The organism is Brasilonema sp. UFV-L1, from assembly GCF_012912105.1.
GTDB lineage: Bacteria > Cyanobacteriota > Cyanobacteriia > Cyanobacteriales > Nostocaceae > Brasilonema.
This window is the reverse complement of record NZ_QMEA01000088.1, coordinates 1-17610: the sequence shown is the minus strand read 5'-3', so window position 1 is coordinate 17610 and position 17610 is coordinate 1. Positions and strand designations below refer to the sequence as shown.

20 protein-coding genes are annotated in these 17610 nt (G+C 40.3%); 11 read left to right on the top strand and 9 right to left on the bottom strand.

Annotated features, from left to right (window positions below; translation table 11 throughout):
• Positions 1-34 precede the first annotated feature (34 nt).
• Both DP117_RS22780 and DP117_RS22775 read left to right on the top strand, forming a co-directional pair.
• A complete protein-coding gene (locus DP117_RS22780) occupies positions 35-253 on the top strand; it encodes a hypothetical protein (RefSeq protein WP_169220520.1) in 219 nt (72 codons plus the stop codon).
• Complete coding sequence (locus DP117_RS22775) at positions 250-519, top strand: hypothetical protein (RefSeq protein WP_169220519.1); 270 nt, start codon at positions 250-252, stop codon at positions 517-519. Before DP117_RS22780 ends, DP117_RS22775 begins: the two co-directional genes overlap by 4 nt.
• On the opposite strand, the gene DP117_RS22770 is transcribed toward DP117_RS22775, so the two are convergent.
• From DP117_RS22770 to DP117_RS22735, 8 genes are all read right to left on the bottom strand, one after another.
• On the bottom strand, positions 505-2256 hold the full coding sequence (locus tag DP117_RS22770; RefSeq protein WP_169220518.1) for a fibronectin type III domain-containing protein: 1752 nt from the start codon (positions 2254-2256) through the stop codon (positions 505-507). The genes DP117_RS22775 and DP117_RS22770 overlap by 15 nt on opposite strands.
• A 679-nt stretch (positions 2257-2935) precedes the next feature.
• Complete coding sequence (locus DP117_RS22765) at positions 2936-3370, bottom strand: DUF3368 domain-containing protein (RefSeq protein ID WP_169220517.1); 435 nt, start codon at positions 3368-3370, stop codon at positions 2936-2938.
• Between the two features lie 162 nt (positions 3371-3532).
• The gene (locus DP117_RS22760; protein ID WP_169220516.1) at positions 3533-3799 is read right to left on the bottom strand and encodes a UPF0175 family protein; all 267 of its coding nucleotides are present in this window, start codon (positions 3797-3799) and stop codon (positions 3533-3535) included.
• A gap of 223 nt (positions 3800-4022) precedes the next feature.
• On the bottom strand, positions 4023-4670 hold the full coding sequence (locus DP117_RS22755; protein ID WP_169220515.1) for an NADPH-dependent F420 reductase: 648 nt from the start codon (positions 4668-4670) through the stop codon (positions 4023-4025).
• Between the two features lie 12 nt (positions 4671-4682).
• On the bottom strand, positions 4683-5489 hold the full coding sequence (locus DP117_RS22750; RefSeq protein WP_169220514.1) for a sulfite exporter TauE/SafE family protein: 807 nt from the start codon (positions 5487-5489) through the stop codon (positions 4683-4685).
• On the bottom strand, positions 5486-5923 hold the full coding sequence (locus tag DP117_RS22745) for a DUF6640 family protein (protein WP_169220513.1): 438 nt from the start codon (positions 5921-5923) through the stop codon (positions 5486-5488). The genes DP117_RS22750 and DP117_RS22745 overlap by 4 nt, the downstream gene beginning before the upstream one ends.
• A 171-nt stretch (positions 5924-6094) precedes the next feature.
• A complete protein-coding gene (locus DP117_RS22740) occupies positions 6095-6937 on the bottom strand; it encodes an AraC family transcriptional regulator (protein ID WP_211176288.1) in 843 nt (280 codons plus the stop codon).
• Between the two features lie 261 nt (positions 6938-7198).
• Entirely contained in the window at positions 7199-8566 is a 1368-nt protein-coding gene (locus tag DP117_RS22735) for a protein kinase (RefSeq protein ID WP_169220512.1), read from the bottom strand.
• A gap of 213 nt (positions 8567-8779) precedes the next feature.
• Here DP117_RS22735 and DP117_RS35530 point away from each other — a divergent pair, with 213 nt between their 5' ends.
• From DP117_RS35530 to DP117_RS22690, 9 genes are all read left to right on the top strand, one after another.
• Positions 8780-10102, top strand: coding sequence for a GUN4 domain-containing protein (locus DP117_RS35530; RefSeq protein WP_211176287.1), 1323 nt, complete (start codon positions 8780-8782; stop codon positions 10100-10102).
• Between the two features lie 138 nt (positions 10103-10240).
• Positions 10241-11158: a protoglobin domain-containing protein gene (locus DP117_RS22725; RefSeq protein ID WP_169220511.1), complete on the top strand. Its 918-nt coding sequence runs from the start codon at positions 10241-10243 to the stop codon at positions 11156-11158.
• 17 nt (positions 11159-11175) lie between these two features.
• Entirely contained in the window at positions 11176-11604 is a 429-nt protein-coding gene (locus DP117_RS22720; protein WP_169220510.1) for an STAS domain-containing protein, read from the top strand.
• Between the two features lies 1 nt (position 11605).
• Positions 11606-12010, top strand: a complete 405-nt coding sequence (locus DP117_RS22715; protein WP_169220509.1) for an anti-sigma regulatory factor — start codon at positions 11606-11608, stop codon at positions 12008-12010.
• A 103-nt stretch (positions 12011-12113) separates the two neighbouring features.
• On the top strand, positions 12114-12713 hold the full coding sequence (locus DP117_RS22710) for a SpoIIE family protein phosphatase (RefSeq protein WP_169220508.1): 600 nt from the start codon (positions 12114-12116) through the stop codon (positions 12711-12713).
• 101 nt (positions 12714-12814) lie between these two features.
• The gene (locus DP117_RS22705; protein WP_248277777.1) at positions 12815-14020 is read left to right on the top strand and encodes a PP2C family protein-serine/threonine phosphatase; all 1206 of its coding nucleotides are present in this window, start codon (positions 12815-12817) and stop codon (positions 14018-14020) included.
• Between the two features lie 455 nt (positions 14021-14475).
• Entirely contained in the window at positions 14476-15066 is a 591-nt protein-coding gene (locus DP117_RS22700; RefSeq protein WP_169220506.1) for a DUF6272 family protein, read from the top strand.
• 56 nt (positions 15067-15122) lie between these two features.
• Entirely contained in the window at positions 15123-15476 is a 354-nt protein-coding gene (locus DP117_RS22695; protein ID WP_169220505.1) for an STAS domain-containing protein, read from the top strand.
• Between the two features lie 96 nt (positions 15477-15572).
• Complete coding sequence (locus DP117_RS22690; protein ID WP_169220504.1) at positions 15573-17177, top strand: mechanosensitive ion channel domain-containing protein; 1605 nt, start codon at positions 15573-15575, stop codon at positions 17175-17177.
• 192 nt (positions 17178-17369) lie between these two features.
• Here DP117_RS22690 and DP117_RS35525 read toward each other — a convergent pair.
• A partial coding sequence (locus DP117_RS35525; protein WP_211176286.1) for a hypothetical protein occupies positions 17370-17610 on the bottom strand: 241 nt, incomplete at its 5' end.

Below are 17610 nucleotides of genomic sequence, written 5' to 3'. Positions count from 1 at the left end.
ATTAAGAGTGTCTCTTGTTTAGGGTATGATAGCAATGACCAACTTACTCGAACAAGCGATCGCCCGATTGAAAACCTTGCCTGCTAGTGAGCAAGATGCGATCGCTGCAATGATTCTGGAAGAACTTGAAGACGACATCCGATGGGATGAATCATTTGCAAATTCCCAGGATGCTCTTGCCAAACTTGCAGCCGCAGCAATGGCTGAGTATCACGCAGGTGAAACCCAAGAGCTAGATCCTGAAACGTTGTGAAGTCACGTACAACTGCTCAGTTTCGCAAAGCCTTTGCTGCGCTGCCTGATCAAGTTCAGGAACAGACACGTGAGGCATATCGCCAATTCAAGCAAGATCCTGGACATCCAAGTCTGCGCTTCAAAAAGGTGCATCCGGAGTTACCAATCTATTCTGCTCGGATCAGTAAAAGTTATCGAGCAGTTGGACAGTTAGATGGAGATACTGTCATTTGGTTCTGGGTTGGCTCACACGCAGAGTATGACAAATTACTATCTCAATTGTAGCAACTGAAACTCATCAAACTTCACAACTTTTGCATCTGGCTGACTAGTATCAAAACGATAACTGCTCACTGTACCCGTACCTGTGTCAAAAATACTAAAAGCCGTAATCTCATTACTAGCAATATACGGTATGGGTTTACCATCTTTACCTAGCAATGGAGCTATTGTTGGTAAAACTGCCTCTAACCCATTGGGATCCCCAAGTGCAGCATAATCCTTTTTGTCACCTGGTGGAACTGGACGCTGATCACCACTCAAGAAAGCACCGTAAGTATTACCAACATTAGATGTTTCTAAAAAGTGCATTCCCGACTGACTCTGAAAGCGGTTCCACACATGGGAATGTCCGTAGAATACCATCTGTACACGAGCTGCTTCAAGTAAGGGCATCACATCGCGAATTAAATAATCTGCTTTTTTAGGATACTTGTAACGTACTGTCTTAATCTTGCCATTTGCATCACGTTCAATAATCTGCACGGGTTCTGTATAAGCAGGGACAATATTATCGCCCAAAGAATGAGGCGGATGATGAAACATCACGACTTTATACTTTGCTTGTTTAAACTCAGGGCTGTTGAGTTCTTGTGCTAACCAGTTGTACTGCTTACTTCCTTTAGCAATTGGTTCAAAAATAAGTTGTCCGTAACCCCAATTTTCTGGATTTTGCAAATCTTTGTCTCTCTCCTGAAACTTTCCTTTTGCTTCTGCATCCATTCTGGGAGTTCGCCAGATATTCGTCGCGTACAGAACGACTAGACGCACATCACCAAAACTAACTGCATAATAACTTTCTCCACCTTCTTGACTTTGAGGTAATGTGAAAATTTCTTCGTAAGTATCAGTATTATAAGAATTATCTTTTAGCGATTTTTCCCCATACAAATTTGTAGCAACTGAACGCGGAAAGGCATCATTAAATTCATCACCTAAACTCCCGCCCTTACCAAACCGTCCCATCACTTCATGATTACCAATGCTGAGAAACATAGGGGCATGTTGAATAATTTCTCCACCAATAAAAGATGACTTTATTCCATTAATATCTTTTTCAAACTTGGCACGACCTTGCAAACTAGGAAAAAAAGCACCACCTCCATTATCATCAAACCATTCAGAAGCACGATCTGCAATATTCACTGTATCTCCTGCTAACCACACAGAATCGACTTTACCAACTGTTTCCACAACCTTTTGCAGATTTGCTGCTACCATTGGTTTCAATTGATGATCTGAAGTTAGCAAAATTTTTAATGGTGTTCCTGCTGTTGGGGTTGGTGCTAGGGTAAAAGTCTTACTACTAACAGTCTCGCCATCTTCTCTAACACTCGTCACACGATAAGAAACTCGTTTACCAGAAGTTAAGCCAACGACTTGGGCCTCATGTCGCCAAATGTCACGCGAGACAGGTTGCTTGTAAACTTGTCCGTTTTCTTTTTGATTTCCGACTCTTGATTCGTGATCTTCTCGTGTCCGACTGAGTTTGGTTGTATTCGCTACGGCTGTTTGCTGAAGATTGTCGCCATATGCAACATTATGTTTGGAACCAGCGAACTCGGTAAACCACACAACTCGGACTGAAGACTGAGTGGGGAGTTGTAGAAATGGATCTGTGAGTAACTGTGGTGCTGATTTTACAATTTTTTGTCCAGAAAAGCAACCGTATACTAAGGTAAGGCAGAAAACTAGTACAAACAAGGCAGCTAATACTTTGCCGTTTGTGAGATGTTTGAGCATTTCAAAGCTTCCAGAACGTCGGTGCATCTCAGTTGTGTATAAAAAACACTGCGGAGCTACACAATATAGTCGCACTGTTCCAGATTATAGTTTCAATACTCGCCTTTAAATATAGCTGTCGCCAGGTAGTTTAGGACATAGACTGAATATAAAACCCTAACACTAAGAGACTTTCAAGCCTGTTAAGAGTTCCTGCTATATTTTGCTGATTGCTTTGTGAGAATGCCCGTTTGCTTTCTCATTTGAGTAGTTCATGCATTCATTTTGGTGTTTTGGGCAAGCAAAATGGCTAATTGCTTTCTCAAAATGCCTGTTTGCTTTCTCATTTGAGTAGTGTACGCATTCATTTTGGTATTTTGGGCAAGCAAAATGGCTAATTGCTTTCTCAAAATGCCTGTTTGCTTTCTCATTTGAGTAGTGTACGCATTCATTTTGGTATTTTGGGCAAGCAAAATGGCTGATTGCTTTGTGAGAATGCTCGTTTGCTTTCTCATTACGTAAGTTAGCTTTATGCTTTTTTTATTTACTTTTCGCCATGAAATTATTGTTATAGCAGTGGACAGAAATCTTAGGACATCTGAGAAAAGCTATCCTTTGAGGATAAGCCAAGAACCTTCGTCCTAATCAGCTTGGCGACTGCTATAAATGTTGATTGAGGATATTCAATGAGCAATGAAAATCACTCCTCTTTGAGAAGCTGTCCAATTAAACTTGGTGCAACCCAAAAGCCAACTTCTCGCAAATCGTCAAAAACTGTCCTCAAATCCAGCAAACCAGATTTAGCAGCGTCTTTGAGAATACCCAGAAGTCCAATAATCGTCAAACCACGCTCCAAAGCTACCTGTCTTGCGGCTTTGTCATCCAAGATTACCAAGTCAGCTTTTAGTTTCTCTGCTAATAAAATTGCTTCTCGTTCACCAGGATCGAGTTTTTCGATCTCTACGTTTTGGAGGGTTTCAATGGGTTGAATTTGCAGCCAGTTCGGAGGTTTGGCTATCCAATTTCGGACGACAGATGGTGACTCAGGAGCGTTTAATTCATCAGCCACAGTTTGAGGAATTATCACTACGCCGTAGAGTTCTTGCAATACTTTGATATGGTCGATCAACAGCAAGTAATATCATGTCCGCTTAATTACTTATAATTCCTGCTTGATCTCGCATCAACCCTCTCCTTAATAAGGAGAGGGTGCCGAAGGCGGGTGAGGTTATTCGTTTTTTTATAAGTGTTTATCCGGACATGATATAACAAATTGATGAAGTATCAGATACAACAATCATTGTGCTCTGAACTTCTTAAGGGTTTGAAGATCCTGTTCTAATTCAGTTTCGTCGTCATTCAGGTAAACACCCATCCGTTTCAAAAAAGCATGAGTTTCTAGACGTGATGGTAATTGAAGTATCTGCCCTACTTCAGCAGTACTAATCTCACCACAACGATAAGCATCAGCGACAACCGTTTCTAGGAGGCGACGAGAAAGGCTTCCCCATGCTTGGTTTAGTCTCTGAGCAATTTCATCGGGAATTTCAACTGTAATTTGCATGGCGCATTCAGGCTACAGCTATAAGTTCTATAGTAAGCGATGATCGCCCTAGCCTTAGTCCGTAATGAATTTCTGATTTGTCAACTAGAGGCAATTGACGCTTTCCACAGCTATCAAAACTATGGGCTAAGGCGCACGCACTCGCGTTCGCTATCATCGCCTACGGCGCGGCACTTGAAGGTTTTGAGGTCAGGTGCATTGAGTTTGTTAGGCGGCTGATTGCTCACCGTCGTAGTGCCTTAAGTCCAAGATTCGGGAACAACTTACTGGCAACAGCAAACTGTACCCAGGCTGTCGCTAGCGTTTCCAGTGTCCGCGCGACTATCAAGTTTCCCGCGTCTATTGCTTCGTAACCGCATTCCTTAACTAAGTCAGCAGTTATCCTTTTTGCCTCTGTGTCATCACCACAATAAAAGATACTAGGACGATGATCACCAAACTGTCTGGAATCTGAGGCGATTATTTCTGCAAAGGTAGTATTAAATGCTTCCACAACCTTTGCGTTAGGTGCTAATTGTTGAATGGTTTCAGCTACAGAAATTTTTAGGTCGGTAGGCAAGCCAATCGTCTGTCCCGTAAAGTCTGGTTGTAACCCACTTACACAAGTAATAACAATCTTGCCATCTAAAGAACCAACAGCATGAATCACATCTTCTAACGAAGGCACCCAAACAGCAAACAAAATCACGTCGCTTTGTGTGACTGCTTCTTGAGGAGTTCCAGCTTTTGCAGTTTCGCCTGCAGACGCAGCAAGTTGATGGAGTTTTTTCTCATCTCTTGAGTATGAAAAGATAACTTGGTGTCCAGCTTTTGCCCAAATTTTACCGAGTGCAGCACCCATGTTGCCAGCACCAATGATGCCGATTTTCATATTTTTTAACTTCTAAATAACAGCAAAAGCCATCAGTATACTTCCTACAGCAATCACCGCGATCGCACTCATCTTGGGAGTATACTGTTGTAACGGTTCAACCCATGAAAAACGCTTCAACCAGTGGTGAGCATAGATAACCAATAAACCAACGCTCACTAATACGACTGCTAATCCAAAACTGAACGCACACACTAATAGTAAGCCGTATGCAGTTTGATGAAGAGCGATCGCACTCAACAACAAAACCAGGGCTGACGGGCAGGGAACTAAACCACCTGCAATCCCCAGAGTTAGAAGAGACTGTAAGGTGACTTGAGAATCAGAGGGAGAGTGTATATGATCAGGACAATCATTGTGAGTATGGTGATGATGATGTTTAGGTGCTGGGTTGAGATGTCGATCAAGTAACCAAAAACCAACACCACAAACCATCAATCCGCTAAAGAAACTCAACAATGGATATAAATTATCTGGTAAAATATACTGAGATAGCAACAAAGCGACAATGCCTAGCGCGAAAACGCTGATTGTGTGAGTAAGCGTTGTCACCAAACTCAGTACGACTGCCTGTTGAGGAGTGCCCCGCGAACCGACGAGATATGCTGCTACCATCGTTTTCCCATGTCCGGGTGAGAGGGCATGTCCAGCTCCAGCAATCAGGGCAATGCCTATCCCACTTAACATCAATGTTGGGGATAGAGTCATGCGAGCCAGGTTTTGGGTTAGGAAGCTACCATGTCCGATATGAGCAAGAGCAGGCTGACTAGGCACAAAAGTGACTAGGAATGCAAAGCTGACAATCGAGATAAATCTCATAGACGACTCGCTTCCGAACTAGAGGCACAGTATAAACCATAACCAATTAATGCCAAAATGACGCTGACCGTTGCAACCACGACGTTGGGGTAAATCGCAATCCCTGCTATCATTGGTGGAGCTTCTTTAAGGTCAGCTTGCAAACTGGTTCCAGGAATCACTAGCGTCACAAAGAAAAAGGGTGACCAGAAAATAACAGGCACCAACATTGCAACTGTGTAACCGATATTGGGTTCTGTTGATTGTCTCCAAAGCAACCACAGCGCCATAATACTCATTCCACTAAGCAACCACAGCATCACCGCATCATGGAATTTGGCGTGAGGATGCCATTCAGGATTGAAAAGATGAGTCACGTTCCAATCCACCGCTACGGAAACTACGGCAGTGCTGACGAGAACAACAGAAAGCAAAATACGGCTGATTTTTCTCATAAATTCGTTGGTAGAACCTAACCTGTGTAAAGTATTACGTTTACTGGTGACGGGATTATTAGGTGTAGAACCCGAAGATACAATGTACTACCGGATAAACGATAGACTTTTCTTGCTGGATCAAATCATGATTTAGGTCATTCTTGCTATCGGGATTCGTATCGCACAGTTCTACTTTTTCTTTAAGAACATCTTGGGTGTGACTCCGACATATTTTCTAAAATGTCTTGTGAAGCGACTTTGATCTGTACAACCAACAAGCAGAGCAATTTCAGCGATCGCATATTTTCTTTGTTGCAATAGTTCTTTAGCTTTTTCCATTCGTTGCTGAAGTACGTATTGATAGGGTGCTATACCCATTGACTGCTTAAATAATCGGCAAAAATGATATTGACTTATGCCCGAAATTTCTGCGAGTTCAGCTAGATGAAGCGGTCGATCTAAATAGTTGTGGATGTAGTCCAGCACTTGCTGAAGTCGATTGTCAGGCAAACCTTCATCGTGCAGCTTTTTCGGTGCAAACGCACAGTATTGTCGCAGCAAGTGAATGATAAACACCTGTGTCAGCGATTCGACATAAAGTTGTCCACCGATACCGCCGTTGTCAAATTCTGTTTGAAACAGACGAGCGATCGCTTCAATTTGTGGATCATGGGCACTTACCGTACTGAGTAACTCAACCTTGTTCGCATCCAACCCACCAATCTCTTCTGCCATTTGATTCAAAAACAGTGGATCAATCACAAACATCAGCGATTCATCAGTACTTTCCCATGCCCAAACTCCTGAAACCTCAGCAGGACAAATCCAGAAATCTCCTTTGGCTTGAGGTTTTTCAGATTCTTGTTTACCGATGCGAGTCAGTTTTTGTTGATTGCCATCGCTCAACAGAAGACAAAGTAGATGATAATTGCATCCGGGGAAGTCAAGCTCATTTGGTGCTGAGATATGTCGATCAATGGTTAACCCAAATAATTGAATAGTGCGGCGCTCAGAAATCCATGTTTCCTTCATAACACTCTTATGAACCGATAAAAGTAAGAGAAATTATGGTTTCTAAACAGCCGAAACAACCTGAAGATGTATTAGACATAATTACCTTCTAAGCTATGTTTTAAAAACTTTTCTAGATGCTGCGTTAGATTTATAAGTTAAATATCAGGTGATTTTCTTGGATCAACTTTGGGGATGACTTCTACACGTCCTTCCTTTTTTTCACATTTTTAAGACTAAACTATATAAACTATCACCCTACCGCAATAGAAAGCGTGCTCATTAGAGTACACTTAACAAAGCTTGCTTAAAGCCAGCAGCACTTTTAAAATGAATCTCTGGTTTGTCAACTAGAGCTTGGTCAATTAATTGAGCTAATTGTTCTGGAATTGAGGCATCGCGATCGCGAATAGGTACCGCATTAGTTTGCAACACCGCTAAAAATGGGTCACTACCAACAAAGTTACGAGGAAAAGTACCAGTTAGCATAAAGTATAAACAGGCGGCTGTAGCCCAAATATCCACCTCTGGCTTGGCATATTTGAAATTGATCACCTGCTGTCTAGGCATAAAAACAGGTGTACCAGCTTTAGTACCGCTCATTGTTTGACCGCTTAAACCAGCTTGGTCAAATGCCTTGGCTAAACCGTAATCCCCTATTTTTGCCGTCAGTTTTCCGTCACTGTAGCTAAGAAAGATATTACCTGGTTTTAGGTCACGGTGAACTAAACCCCTACCTTTACCAAAGCTACCATCACCGAATTTTACGTAAGGAATTTCCGCATTGTGGGTGTATTCCAAACCATTGAGAACTTGCAGAATAATTGGCAGTGCAATATCAATAGATAATCGTCCGCCCTGCTGCTGCATCAAATCCCAAACACTTCCACCGGAGCAATAGTCCATTGTAAAAAAGAAAATGCCCTCATAAAAGCCATAATCCATAAGTTGCACGACATTAGGGTGTTGCAAAGCTTTAGTATTGTCCATCTCCCGCAAAAATCTCTGTATCGCGTCTTCTTTTGCTGCGTTCTCGGGTAACATCAGCTTTAATGCCACAAACCTACCGGAGTGATTGTGTTGTGCTAAATAAACTTCTCCGAAACCACCTTTTCCCAGCAGTTTAATAAGGCTGTAACTTTTAATTGCTTTCAGGTTGCTATTCCCACTTTCAGCCAAACCCAGCCAACGTTTAATAATTTCTAAGAGATTTGGGGGCTGTGTTGGGTTTTGCTTAACATCAATTGTAGGGGGGAAAAAGTTAGGAATATTTATAGATTCTGGGTTAACTTCAACACTAACTGCAAAGACAGTATTACCAAGTTTGATTTCATCCCCGGTTTGTAAATCATACTCTGAAAATGTTAACTTTGCTCCTTCCTCCGGAGTTTGGTCTGGTTCGCGCTGTCCAATTTTTGTGTCGTTGATGTAGGTGCCGTTTTTACTACCGAAGTCGCGTATACGGATGTCAGGGGGGTTAATATCTAGGAGGCAGTGATAACGGGAGATAGTTTTATGGGTTTCGTCATCGGGTAGTTGAGGGTTGCAGTCTTTAGCGCGACCGATGATGCAGGTGGTACGTGAGTCGAAGATGAATTTTTGACCTTTGAGGGTGCCTTCGGTGATCGTGAGTATGACTTTAGCTGGCATTTGATTGTTGGATAAAAATTAAGACTGATGCTATAGCAATCCTAAATTATTTATCAGAAAACCCCATATTTCTTCAGCTTAGTAATGACCTAATTTATACCATATGAGTCAAGATAAAAACTACTATGTTGCTTCTCTAAGTGCCCAGATTTTTAACATGTTGTTTCCCGAAAATGTTGTCATTTATACTATTTAGTCTCTGAATGATAAATCATGTTATTTATTTGTATTACAAACTATTGTCGAGAAACACCACACAATGATAGGAATCTTAGGTATGCGATCGCACTTAGGTTAAGGAAGATGCAGCGATTTCTTCAAATATTAATCAAGTGGCTCCCCGTAGGTGCTGGTGGGTTTTACGCAATTAGCCTTTTGATTAGTAGCCAATGGATTCTGGCTGCGACGATTGCTGTAGGGACTCTGTGGTTAGCGGTTATAAATCTTCGTAGAGATAAAGGTAGGAGGCTAGAGCAGTTCCAAGTTCCTCCGCAATATGAGAAGTTAGCAAGCTATCTTGCAGCAGGAGAATGGAAAAAAGCCGATGAAGAAACGACAAAACTACTAATGGAGGAGGAGCAAGGTAGTTTGTTTAATGCTGTTTGGACAAATTTGCCACGTTCGGTAACGTCAAACGAAATGTTCATTATCCCTACTGGGCGTATATTGAAATACTGTCAATCTATTCCTTGCGAGAAAATTCTAATGGTCGATCAATTATGGGTACGTTTTAGTCGTGGTTGGTTTGGACTGAGTGTTCACAGAAGAGTCTTGTTGGAAAGTGATGGTTATATGAATTCAATGGCAGATCGTCTTGGTTGGAGGGAAAATAATCAATGGATTTCTCACGAAGATATAACTTTTGACATTAAAGCTCCGATGGGGCATCTTCCTGTAGACTACCTTTTTGCAGTTGATCGAGCATCATCATATATTGCTCCTGAGTGGCAGCGTTGTATATCATACTTCTTTATTAACAAATATGGTGAGGGAGAAGCTCATGTGATATGGACACCTGTAGTATGGCAGGTTCTTATATCAAGACTTGAGGTATGCGTGAAAGGGGAGACTAGTGAAGCTCTGAATCACCAGCAGTTAGCGAACTCTTACCTAATAAATGAGTTATGGAGCGATGTAATGGCTAAAGAAAACCATAACGTTGCTCTTGTATTTGACAGCACTGACGACACCAATGTATCTATTGGAGGGGAGACTAGTGAAACTCCGCGTGAGCAGCAGTTAGAAACCTCTGTGAACCAGTTAGAAACCTACTTAATAAATGGGCAGTGGCGTAATGCAGATCAAGAAACCCTTCACATCATTATTCAAATGGTGGGGAGAGAAGATTGGGAATTATTTGATACCGAATGGTTGGAAGATTTCCCTTGCGAATACTTACATATTCTTGACCAACTGTGGGTGAAATACAGCAATGGCAAATTTGGCTTGAGTGTGCAAAAGCAAATTTGGGAAGAATGTGGCAATTATTGGGGGCGATTTGAAGATCGCGTTGGTTGGCTGGTAACTGGAGTTTAGACTAAGCAACGCAAAACGACCCAGCAGCGCTGAGTTAATAACAAACTTACTGCGTGATCCAGTATGCTGTTAACTGATAGACAAGCCGCAAATGATACCATTAAATCCAAAGATTAACAACATTCAGGGGAAATACAAATGAATTTTCAAACAAACTATCTCCATATTGCTGGTGATGTCAGAGATTCTTCATCATTACGGCAGTTATACGAGATTTCTGATAGAGATTTAGAGGACATCAAATCTCTGGAGCCATTGATGCTACCGCAGATGGATAAGATGGTGGATGGTTTCTATAGCTGGCTAATGAAGCAGCCTGAGTACGAACAGTTTTTTTCTGATCCAAAACTGCTCAAGCATACTCAGAAAATGCAGCGCATCTACTGGGAAAAATTTTTAGCTGGCAAGGTAGATGATGAATATGTCCATCATCGGCGAGTCATTGGGGAAACTCACGCCCGTATCGGACTCTCCATGACGATGTTTTTTGCCGGCATGACCATATTTAACAACCTTGTTTCTGAAATTATTCAAGAAAAAGTTGCTAATGCTAAAAATAAGACGACAACAACAGATGCAGTAGCGAAAGTTCTACATTTGGATACGGGCATAGTCTGCGAAGTTTACTCCATGATGTCCAACGAAATGATCGCCGTCCAAAGCAAGTCATTGATGGAGATGTCTACTCCTGTTACCCAAATTTGGGATAATATTTTGCTGTTACCTTTGGTGGGAGTTGTAGACTCCAAACGTGCTTTAGATATTAGAAATGCTGTTTTAAGTGCGATCTCTCGTACCCGCGCTCGTGTCTTTATTTTAGATATTAGTGGTGTAGCTGTGGTAGACACAGCTGTCGCCAATCACTTAATTAAAATCGCTAAAGCTACTCGCTTAATGGGTTGCGAATCAACACTAAGTGGTATTTCTCCTTCCATTGCTGAAACTATGGTTGAACTGGGTATTGATATGGGTACGCTGAGGACTACTGCTACCATGATGGATGCACTAGAAGGAGCCTTCCAGCGTTTGGGACTGCGAATTACAAAGATGAATTAAAAATATGAATTAAAAATATGAACGGTAGTGATGTTCAGCGCATTCCCTTACAATTATCACAAGGTTGTATAATCGCTTCTATTCAAATAGAATTGACTGCAGAGGTACTTCAGCAGTTTCGCAAAGATATCTTAGATTGGCTGCATAATAACAAAGCTAGAGGTATTATTTTGGATCTCTCAGGTGTAGAGATTATGGATCTCCAAGATTTTGAAACTTTGCGACGCACTTTGTCAATGGCAGCAATAATGGGAGTTGAAACTATCCTAACTGGTTTTCAACCAGGGGTAGTATCTGCTTTGGTAGATTTAAATGCTGACATTGATAGCATTTACGCCGCATTGGATATTGACGATGCTTTGCAATTAATGAATAGCCTGCGACCCTTAAATCAGCATATAGGACTATTAGCGGAAAACTCTAATCAAGAACAATTAAAGGAATGAGATGAACCATCCGAACTCGATTTGGATTCCAGTCAAGAGTGAGTCAGATTTAGTGCGCTCAATTGTAGATGCAAAAAGAATAGCTAATGAAATTGGCTTTGATAATAATGCTTGCCAAATGATTGCGACTGCGGTTTCAGAATTGTCTCGTAATATCCTTAAATATGCGGGTAAAGGTGAAATTATTATCTCTCCGATACAAAAAGGTTATCGGGTTGGCATTGAAATTACTGCCCAAGATCGAGGACCTGGGATTCCTGATTTAGAGCAGGCGATGGCTGACAATTTTAGCTCTAGTGGCACTTTGGGATTAGGATTACCAGGAGTGAAACGAATGATGGATGAATTTGAAATTAATTCTGTGCTGGAGAAAGGAACACGAGTGATAATTAAAAAATGGCGTTAAAACTGGGTTTTTTATTCAGTACTTCTTTTGCCAAAAGCTAAAAACCGAAATTGAAACAGAATGGATTAACTGTAAACTAAATTTTCAAAACGACGACAAATGAATGTGTACAAAAGTTTCCGATAATTTAGATTGTGCTTTCTTTGGTCGCCCTTGCTTTGGCGAACGCTTTAGTGGAGACACAGTCATTATTGACAAGCGAGAAGAACTGGTTTTTATAGCCATTGTTGATGTACTCGGGCATGGACATGATGCTTATCTTGTTGCTCGTCAAATTGAAGATTTTCTTAAGGAAAATTGGAGTCATGATGTCGTGGCAACTCTACATCAACTACACGCAGAAATTAGAGGAACTCGTGGTGCAGCCGCAGGTTTAAGTGTTCTGAATTTGGAAACAAGCGAGTTATTTTATACAGGAGTTGGCAATACAGTTCTTAGGGTTTTTGGCAGCCGCTCAATCCGACTCTGTTCAACAGAAGGTATAATTGGTAGCCATCTTCGCACACCTATAGAACAGAAACTTGAGTTAACTAAATCGGATGTTGTTTTGCTTTATACCGACGGAATTAAAGCTCATTTTGAAATAAATGATTATCCTCAAATTCTCTATGAAAGTCCTAATACAATTTCTAGAAATATGGTGCGGCGTTTTGACAAACTCCATGATGATGCAACTTGTGTCGTTTTCAGGTATAAACAATAATGATTACATTAGGTAGCATTCTTATTAATCATCATATGCCTCTGAATGAGGTACGCAAAAAGGTTTTTACTGTCGTCAAATTGCTATCTGGAGAAACCATTATGGCTACGCGAGTAGCCACTGCAACCTCACAAATGTGTCGCGCTCTCTATAAATTATCTATTATCTTTGAAATCGAATTTGCTCTGAACACAACTGTTGGTCATTCTGCGTTGTGGTTAAATTTTACAGCTCATCAATCTTTGCCAGTAATCAACTTACTAACTCCCTTTTTTGATCAGGTTCATTACCTCACTTTAGAAAACAACTTTTATCGCGTGCAAGGTATGCTCAGTTTGCGCGATCGCCAGATTTTTAACAATGATATGAGCGCAAAAATTAAGTCCATCATCCAGCAAAAAAGCCGCAATGAATTAATGATAGAATTGGAAGTTAAAAACCGCGAACTATATGAATCTCTAGAAGATTTAAAGCAAACAACCCGAATGAAAGAACAACTTCAAGAGCAAAATCTACGGATGGGAGCAGAACTCAATGTTTCTCGGATGCTCCAGCAGATGATTCTCCCGAAACCAGAAGAATTGGTAATTGAAAAACTCGATATAGCCGGATTCATGGAACCTGCTGATGAAGTAGGTGGAGATTATTACGATGTCCTATATACACATGGCGTAGTGACACTAGGCATTGGTGATGTAACCGGACACGGATTAGAAAGTGGTATCCTGATGCTGATGGTTCAAACCGCCGTTCGCACTCTCAAAGAAATTCGGGAAGTCGATCCAGTCAGATTTTTAGATACACTGAATCGCACAATGTATAAAAATGTGCAACGGATGAACTCTGAGAAAAGCTTAACCCTAGCAATTGTCAACTATGCTGATGGAGAAATTAGTATTAGTGGACAGCATGAAGAAATTCTCATCATTCGCAATAACGGTCAAGTTGAACGAATTGATACGATGGATTTAGGCTTCCCAATTGGTTTAGATAGTGAAATTGCTGATTTTATCAGTCACATTACATTGGATTTGCAACCGGGTGATGGAGTTGCACTTTATACTGATGGTATTCCAGAGGCAAAAGATATTAATAAAGTCCAATACGGAGTAGAAAGACTTTGTAAAGTAATTAGCGAGAATTGGTACAAATCCGCCCAAGATATCAAAGATGCAGTCATTACTGATGTACGGCGACATATTGGCAAGCAAAAAGTATTTGATGACATCACATTACTAGTGCTTAAGCGGAAGAGTGATATTTATCAAGAGATACCACAACACTTAGAATTCAAATCAAAAACATGAGGTAAAAAAACTTTTTATGAAAAAATTCCTCCTTGTTTGCTAATTTTATTTTTAATTTAGAATCAACACAATAAAATGAATTTAAAAATTTACCGATTGAAAGTTATAAACTGATATAATTTTAACAAAAGAAGTCAGGAGTCAGGATCAGCTGAGTAGGAATGAACGAGCGGTACTCCTTATGCGGATGACTCTAGGGGTCGCGCATCCCCACTGTCTACAAGGTGTCTGAGGTTGGTTGGTTGAGATAGGTAAAATGTGTCAGGCGAAGCCCGCATTTTACCTATCTCAAGGGGTTAAATCCCCATACTTACGGTTCTGAATTCTGAATCATAAATTGCTGAATTATGACTCCTTTTTTTAATTTTTTGTCTCATTGGGTGGTGTGTAAGAGAGTAACAAACAATCAAATTTCTGGATGATTAATTACTTATTTATTTGAGAGGTCTATTAACATGGCTCAATTGTTTGGCGAGTTTATCAACGACTTTCCTCCAGAGCAGGATTTTCTCCAACTGACTTTTACCCCTAGCTCTCGTCCAATTAAACAACGCTGGAAAAATAATCGCCTTTCTGCTCATTTCGTGGCTGATTACATGGCCAACTTCATTCCAGTTGATGAAGATGATCCAAATAGTGAAAGGCGGATTAAAGAAAGCAAAGGAGCTGTTAGCTATGTAGCGAACGAGTTACTTGAGAATGCTATCAAATTTAACGATGAAAAGTTGAAATACAAAGTAAAATTTGGCATTCACTTTATAGAAAACTCAGATAATGTAATGGCTGTAATGTTTGCTACTAATACCGTCAAACCAGGAGATGTAGATAAATTAAAAGCATTCATTGAAGAGTTGCTTTCTTCGGATCCCGATGATATGTATATTAATCAAATCGAAAAAAGTGCTGAAGAAGATACTGAAGCTTCAGGTTTAGGTTTATTGACCATGATTAATGACTATGGCGCTGTACTGGGTTGGAATATAGACATAATTGAGGGTGATTCCCCAGTTGTGACTGTGACTACGATGGCTCAAATCAAAGTATAATATTCATCAGCACAAGTTCAATAATCAAATTGTTTACTTAAGGAAAGTTACAAAAAATGATTGCTCAAGAAATTAAGGCAGAGGATTACATCGTACAATTTGATGCTGACTCAACAAAAATTAACCTTAAAGGTGAGTTGAGTCTTGGTGGATCTAGCGAGTACCAACCAATCACTAATTTACTTAACGAGGTTGCCGCAACTGACCCAGAAATAATAACCATAGATTTGAGAGAACTAGCATTTCTCAACAGTTCTGGTATTAGTATGCTATCAAAATTCGTGATGAGCTTACGTAAAAAGAAAGGAACTCAATTAGTTATATTAGGCTCGAACGATCAGCCTTGGCAAGGTAAATCTTTGCAAAATCTAGTGAAATTATTGCCTGGTTTACAACTAAAAGTTCAATGAAATAATTGGTAATTTATATGGCAAAGATTGCAGATATTCAGAAAGTTGTAAATTGGCTTGCGGGACTACTGAGTCATTCATATCAACCATCACACGATGCTAAAAGAACTATTGCCATTTCAAGTGAATACTTGGGCATTTGTTGCCAGTAATCTGTTGATTGCCATTGCTGGGGCGGTACTCATTTATTTCATTTTATTTTACCTTTTGCGTTCCATTTTCCGCAAATTTGAAAGAGACATTGCCCTAGTTACTCTGAATATTTCGGCTTATCCGGCTCTGGCTACTTTTATCCTGGGCATCCTCAAATTGACTTTTGAGAGTTTGCCTTCAGTTACAGTCATTGACAGCTTTGAAAATATTATCACAGCCGGACTAATTGCATCGATTAGTTATTGGATAGTACAACTTTTTATCCAAGTTTTTATCTACTATCTCAAAGAGTATACCCAACAAACAGAAGCCATGTGGGATAACGTACTACTACCGCTTTTAGAGGCAGTAGTTCCTATTGTAATTTACTTAATAGCTATTGTTTTAGTTTTACGTTCGTTTGGAGTTGATCTTACTGGTATCTGGGTAGCTTTAGGTGGTGCAACATTCGTGATTGGCTTTGCAGCTCAAGGTATTTTAGCAAACTTTTTTAGTGGTGTTGTCCTGTTAATTGATACACCTTTTCAATTTGGTGATGTTTTGCGCCTTGAGGATGGCTCTATTGCCATGCTCAGGAAAATTGGTGTGCGGGTTACTCAACTTTATGTGCCTGACAAGCATTACGATATTTACATTCCTAACAGTAATTTACAAAGTCAAAATATTATTAATCTCAGCCGTCCTACAACTTATTATCATTACTCCAGTCAAGTAGAAGTATTAGTGGAGTATGATCTGTATGAAGCTAAAATGATGATGGTAAAAATTCTTTTAGCTCATCCAGATACATTAGGAGATATCGAGCAAAAATTAGAAACAATTGATAATTACTATCAAATTGATGAACTAAAAAAACAACAAGAAATAGGCAAATTCCGCTTAATTGCAGAACAAGAAGTTAACTCTAAATTAGAAGAGATTCAAATAGGACTTGAAACACTAGTTGTCACACTCCAGTTTGCGGAAAAAGGTGGATTAACCGAAGATGAGATTGATAATGTGCAGCAGGAGTATCGAAATATTTTAGCTTTGATTGGGTTAGAAGCAGTTGCCGAAACTCAAAACCATCGTACTGTTTTTAATCTGCAAGAAACCAAAGTTCAAGATTCGTTGATTGAGTTAGTCCGGAAATGGTATCGCATTTGGATTCGCGATCCTAATCTTTTGGATAACGATAGTTATATGGTTTCTGAAGAGTGGGAGCGCAAGCTTAATCTGCTGAAGCGAAGATCGCAGCGTTTATACCAAAAATTTTCTAATCCCCAGAATGAAGAAACTCGGATTGATGATTATGTGATGGAATTAAATAAATGGGTTCGGGAACGATTCAAAGAACCACGGCAAATGTGGCAAGAACCACAAGTTTTAATCAAAGGTACAAATCATAGCGATGATAGCATTACCTATGCTGAATTTAAGCTCAATTTCTTTGTTGATGATATCAAACTAGAGAATGGTAGACGAGGTGAGCGTATTAGCAGTCAAATATATCAAGAGGTTTTGCAATATCTCAAGTCCAAAAAAGTGAATAGCAGTAATGTAACGTGAATTTGCTAAATTCACGTTACATTACTGGGGCTCAGGACATAGCAAGAATCCCACGGCTAGCCGTGGGAATAAGCGCGTAGCGCGATATTCACACAGCCGTGAGAGTGTCAATTATCTGTTAGCAGTTGCCAACTGGACTTTAGACTAGGACATGGAAAACGACCCAGCGATGCTGAGTTAAAGAAGTCTGCACTAAAAAATCAAAAAGATACTTAAACTAAGCAGATTTCGTCGCTTGCTTGCGAGGTCTATAAGTATCTTTTTTAACAATTGGACATCGGTTTCTACGTTGACGTGGCTGACCTGTTTTCCTTCCCTTGAGATTTTCCACGGGGTTTTGGAGGATTCGCAGGTGTGCCAATCGTCGCTAAAACTCCCCCGTTTCATCAAACCCGGAAAAACTGCGGTGCCCTTCGGGAACGCGGGTCGCCTC

Coding starts and splice junctions, on each gene's coding strand:
- DP117_RS22780 (WP_169220520.1), top strand. CDS start 35: ATGACCAACTTACTCGAACAAGCGATCGCCCGATTGAAAACCTTGCCT.
- DP117_RS22770 (WP_169220518.1), bottom strand. CDS start 2,256: ATGCTCAAACATCTCACAAACGGCAAAGTATTAGCTGCCTTGTTTGTA.
- DP117_RS22760 (WP_169220516.1), bottom strand. CDS start 3,799: ATGCAAATTACAGTTGAAATTCCCGATGAAATTGCTCAGAGACTAAAC.
- DP117_RS22755 (WP_169220515.1), bottom strand. CDS start 4,670: ATGAAAATCGGCATCATTGGTGCTGGCAACATGGGTGCTGCACTCGGT.
- DP117_RS22750 (WP_169220514.1), bottom strand. CDS start 5,489: ATGAGATTTATCTCGATTGTCAGCTTTGCATTCCTAGTCACTTTTGTG.
- DP117_RS22745 (WP_169220513.1), bottom strand. CDS start 5,923: ATGAGAAAAATCAGCCGTATTTTGCTTTCTGTTGTTCTCGTCAGCACT.
- DP117_RS22740 (WP_211176288.1), bottom strand. CDS start 6,937: ATGAAGGAAACATGGATTTCTGAGCGCCGCACTATTCAATTATTTGGG.
- DP117_RS22735 (WP_169220512.1), bottom strand. CDS start 8,566: ATGCCAGCTAAAGTCATACTCACGATCACCGAAGGCACCCTCAAAGGT.
- DP117_RS35530 (WP_211176287.1), top strand. CDS start 8,780: ATGTTATTTATTTGTATTACAAACTATTGTCGAGAAACACCACACAAT.
- DP117_RS22725 (WP_169220511.1), top strand. CDS start 10,241: ATGAATTTTCAAACAAACTATCTCCATATTGCTGGTGATGTCAGAGAT.
- DP117_RS22720 (WP_169220510.1), top strand. CDS start 11,176: ATGAACGGTAGTGATGTTCAGCGCATTCCCTTACAATTATCACAAGGT.
- DP117_RS22715 (WP_169220509.1), top strand. CDS start 11,606: ATGAACCATCCGAACTCGATTTGGATTCCAGTCAAGAGTGAGTCAGAT.
- DP117_RS22710 (WP_169220508.1), top strand. CDS start 12,114: ATGTGTACAAAAGTTTCCGATAATTTAGATTGTGCTTTCTTTGGTCGC.
- DP117_RS22705 (WP_248277777.1), top strand. CDS start 12,815: ATGGCTACGCGAGTAGCCACTGCAACCTCACAAATGTGTCGCGCTCTC.
- DP117_RS22700 (WP_169220506.1), top strand. CDS start 14,476: ATGGCTCAATTGTTTGGCGAGTTTATCAACGACTTTCCTCCAGAGCAG.
- DP117_RS22695 (WP_169220505.1), top strand. CDS start 15,123: ATGATTGCTCAAGAAATTAAGGCAGAGGATTACATCGTACAATTTGAT.
- DP117_RS22690 (WP_169220504.1), top strand. CDS start 15,573: ATGCTAAAAGAACTATTGCCATTTCAAGTGAATACTTGGGCATTTGTT.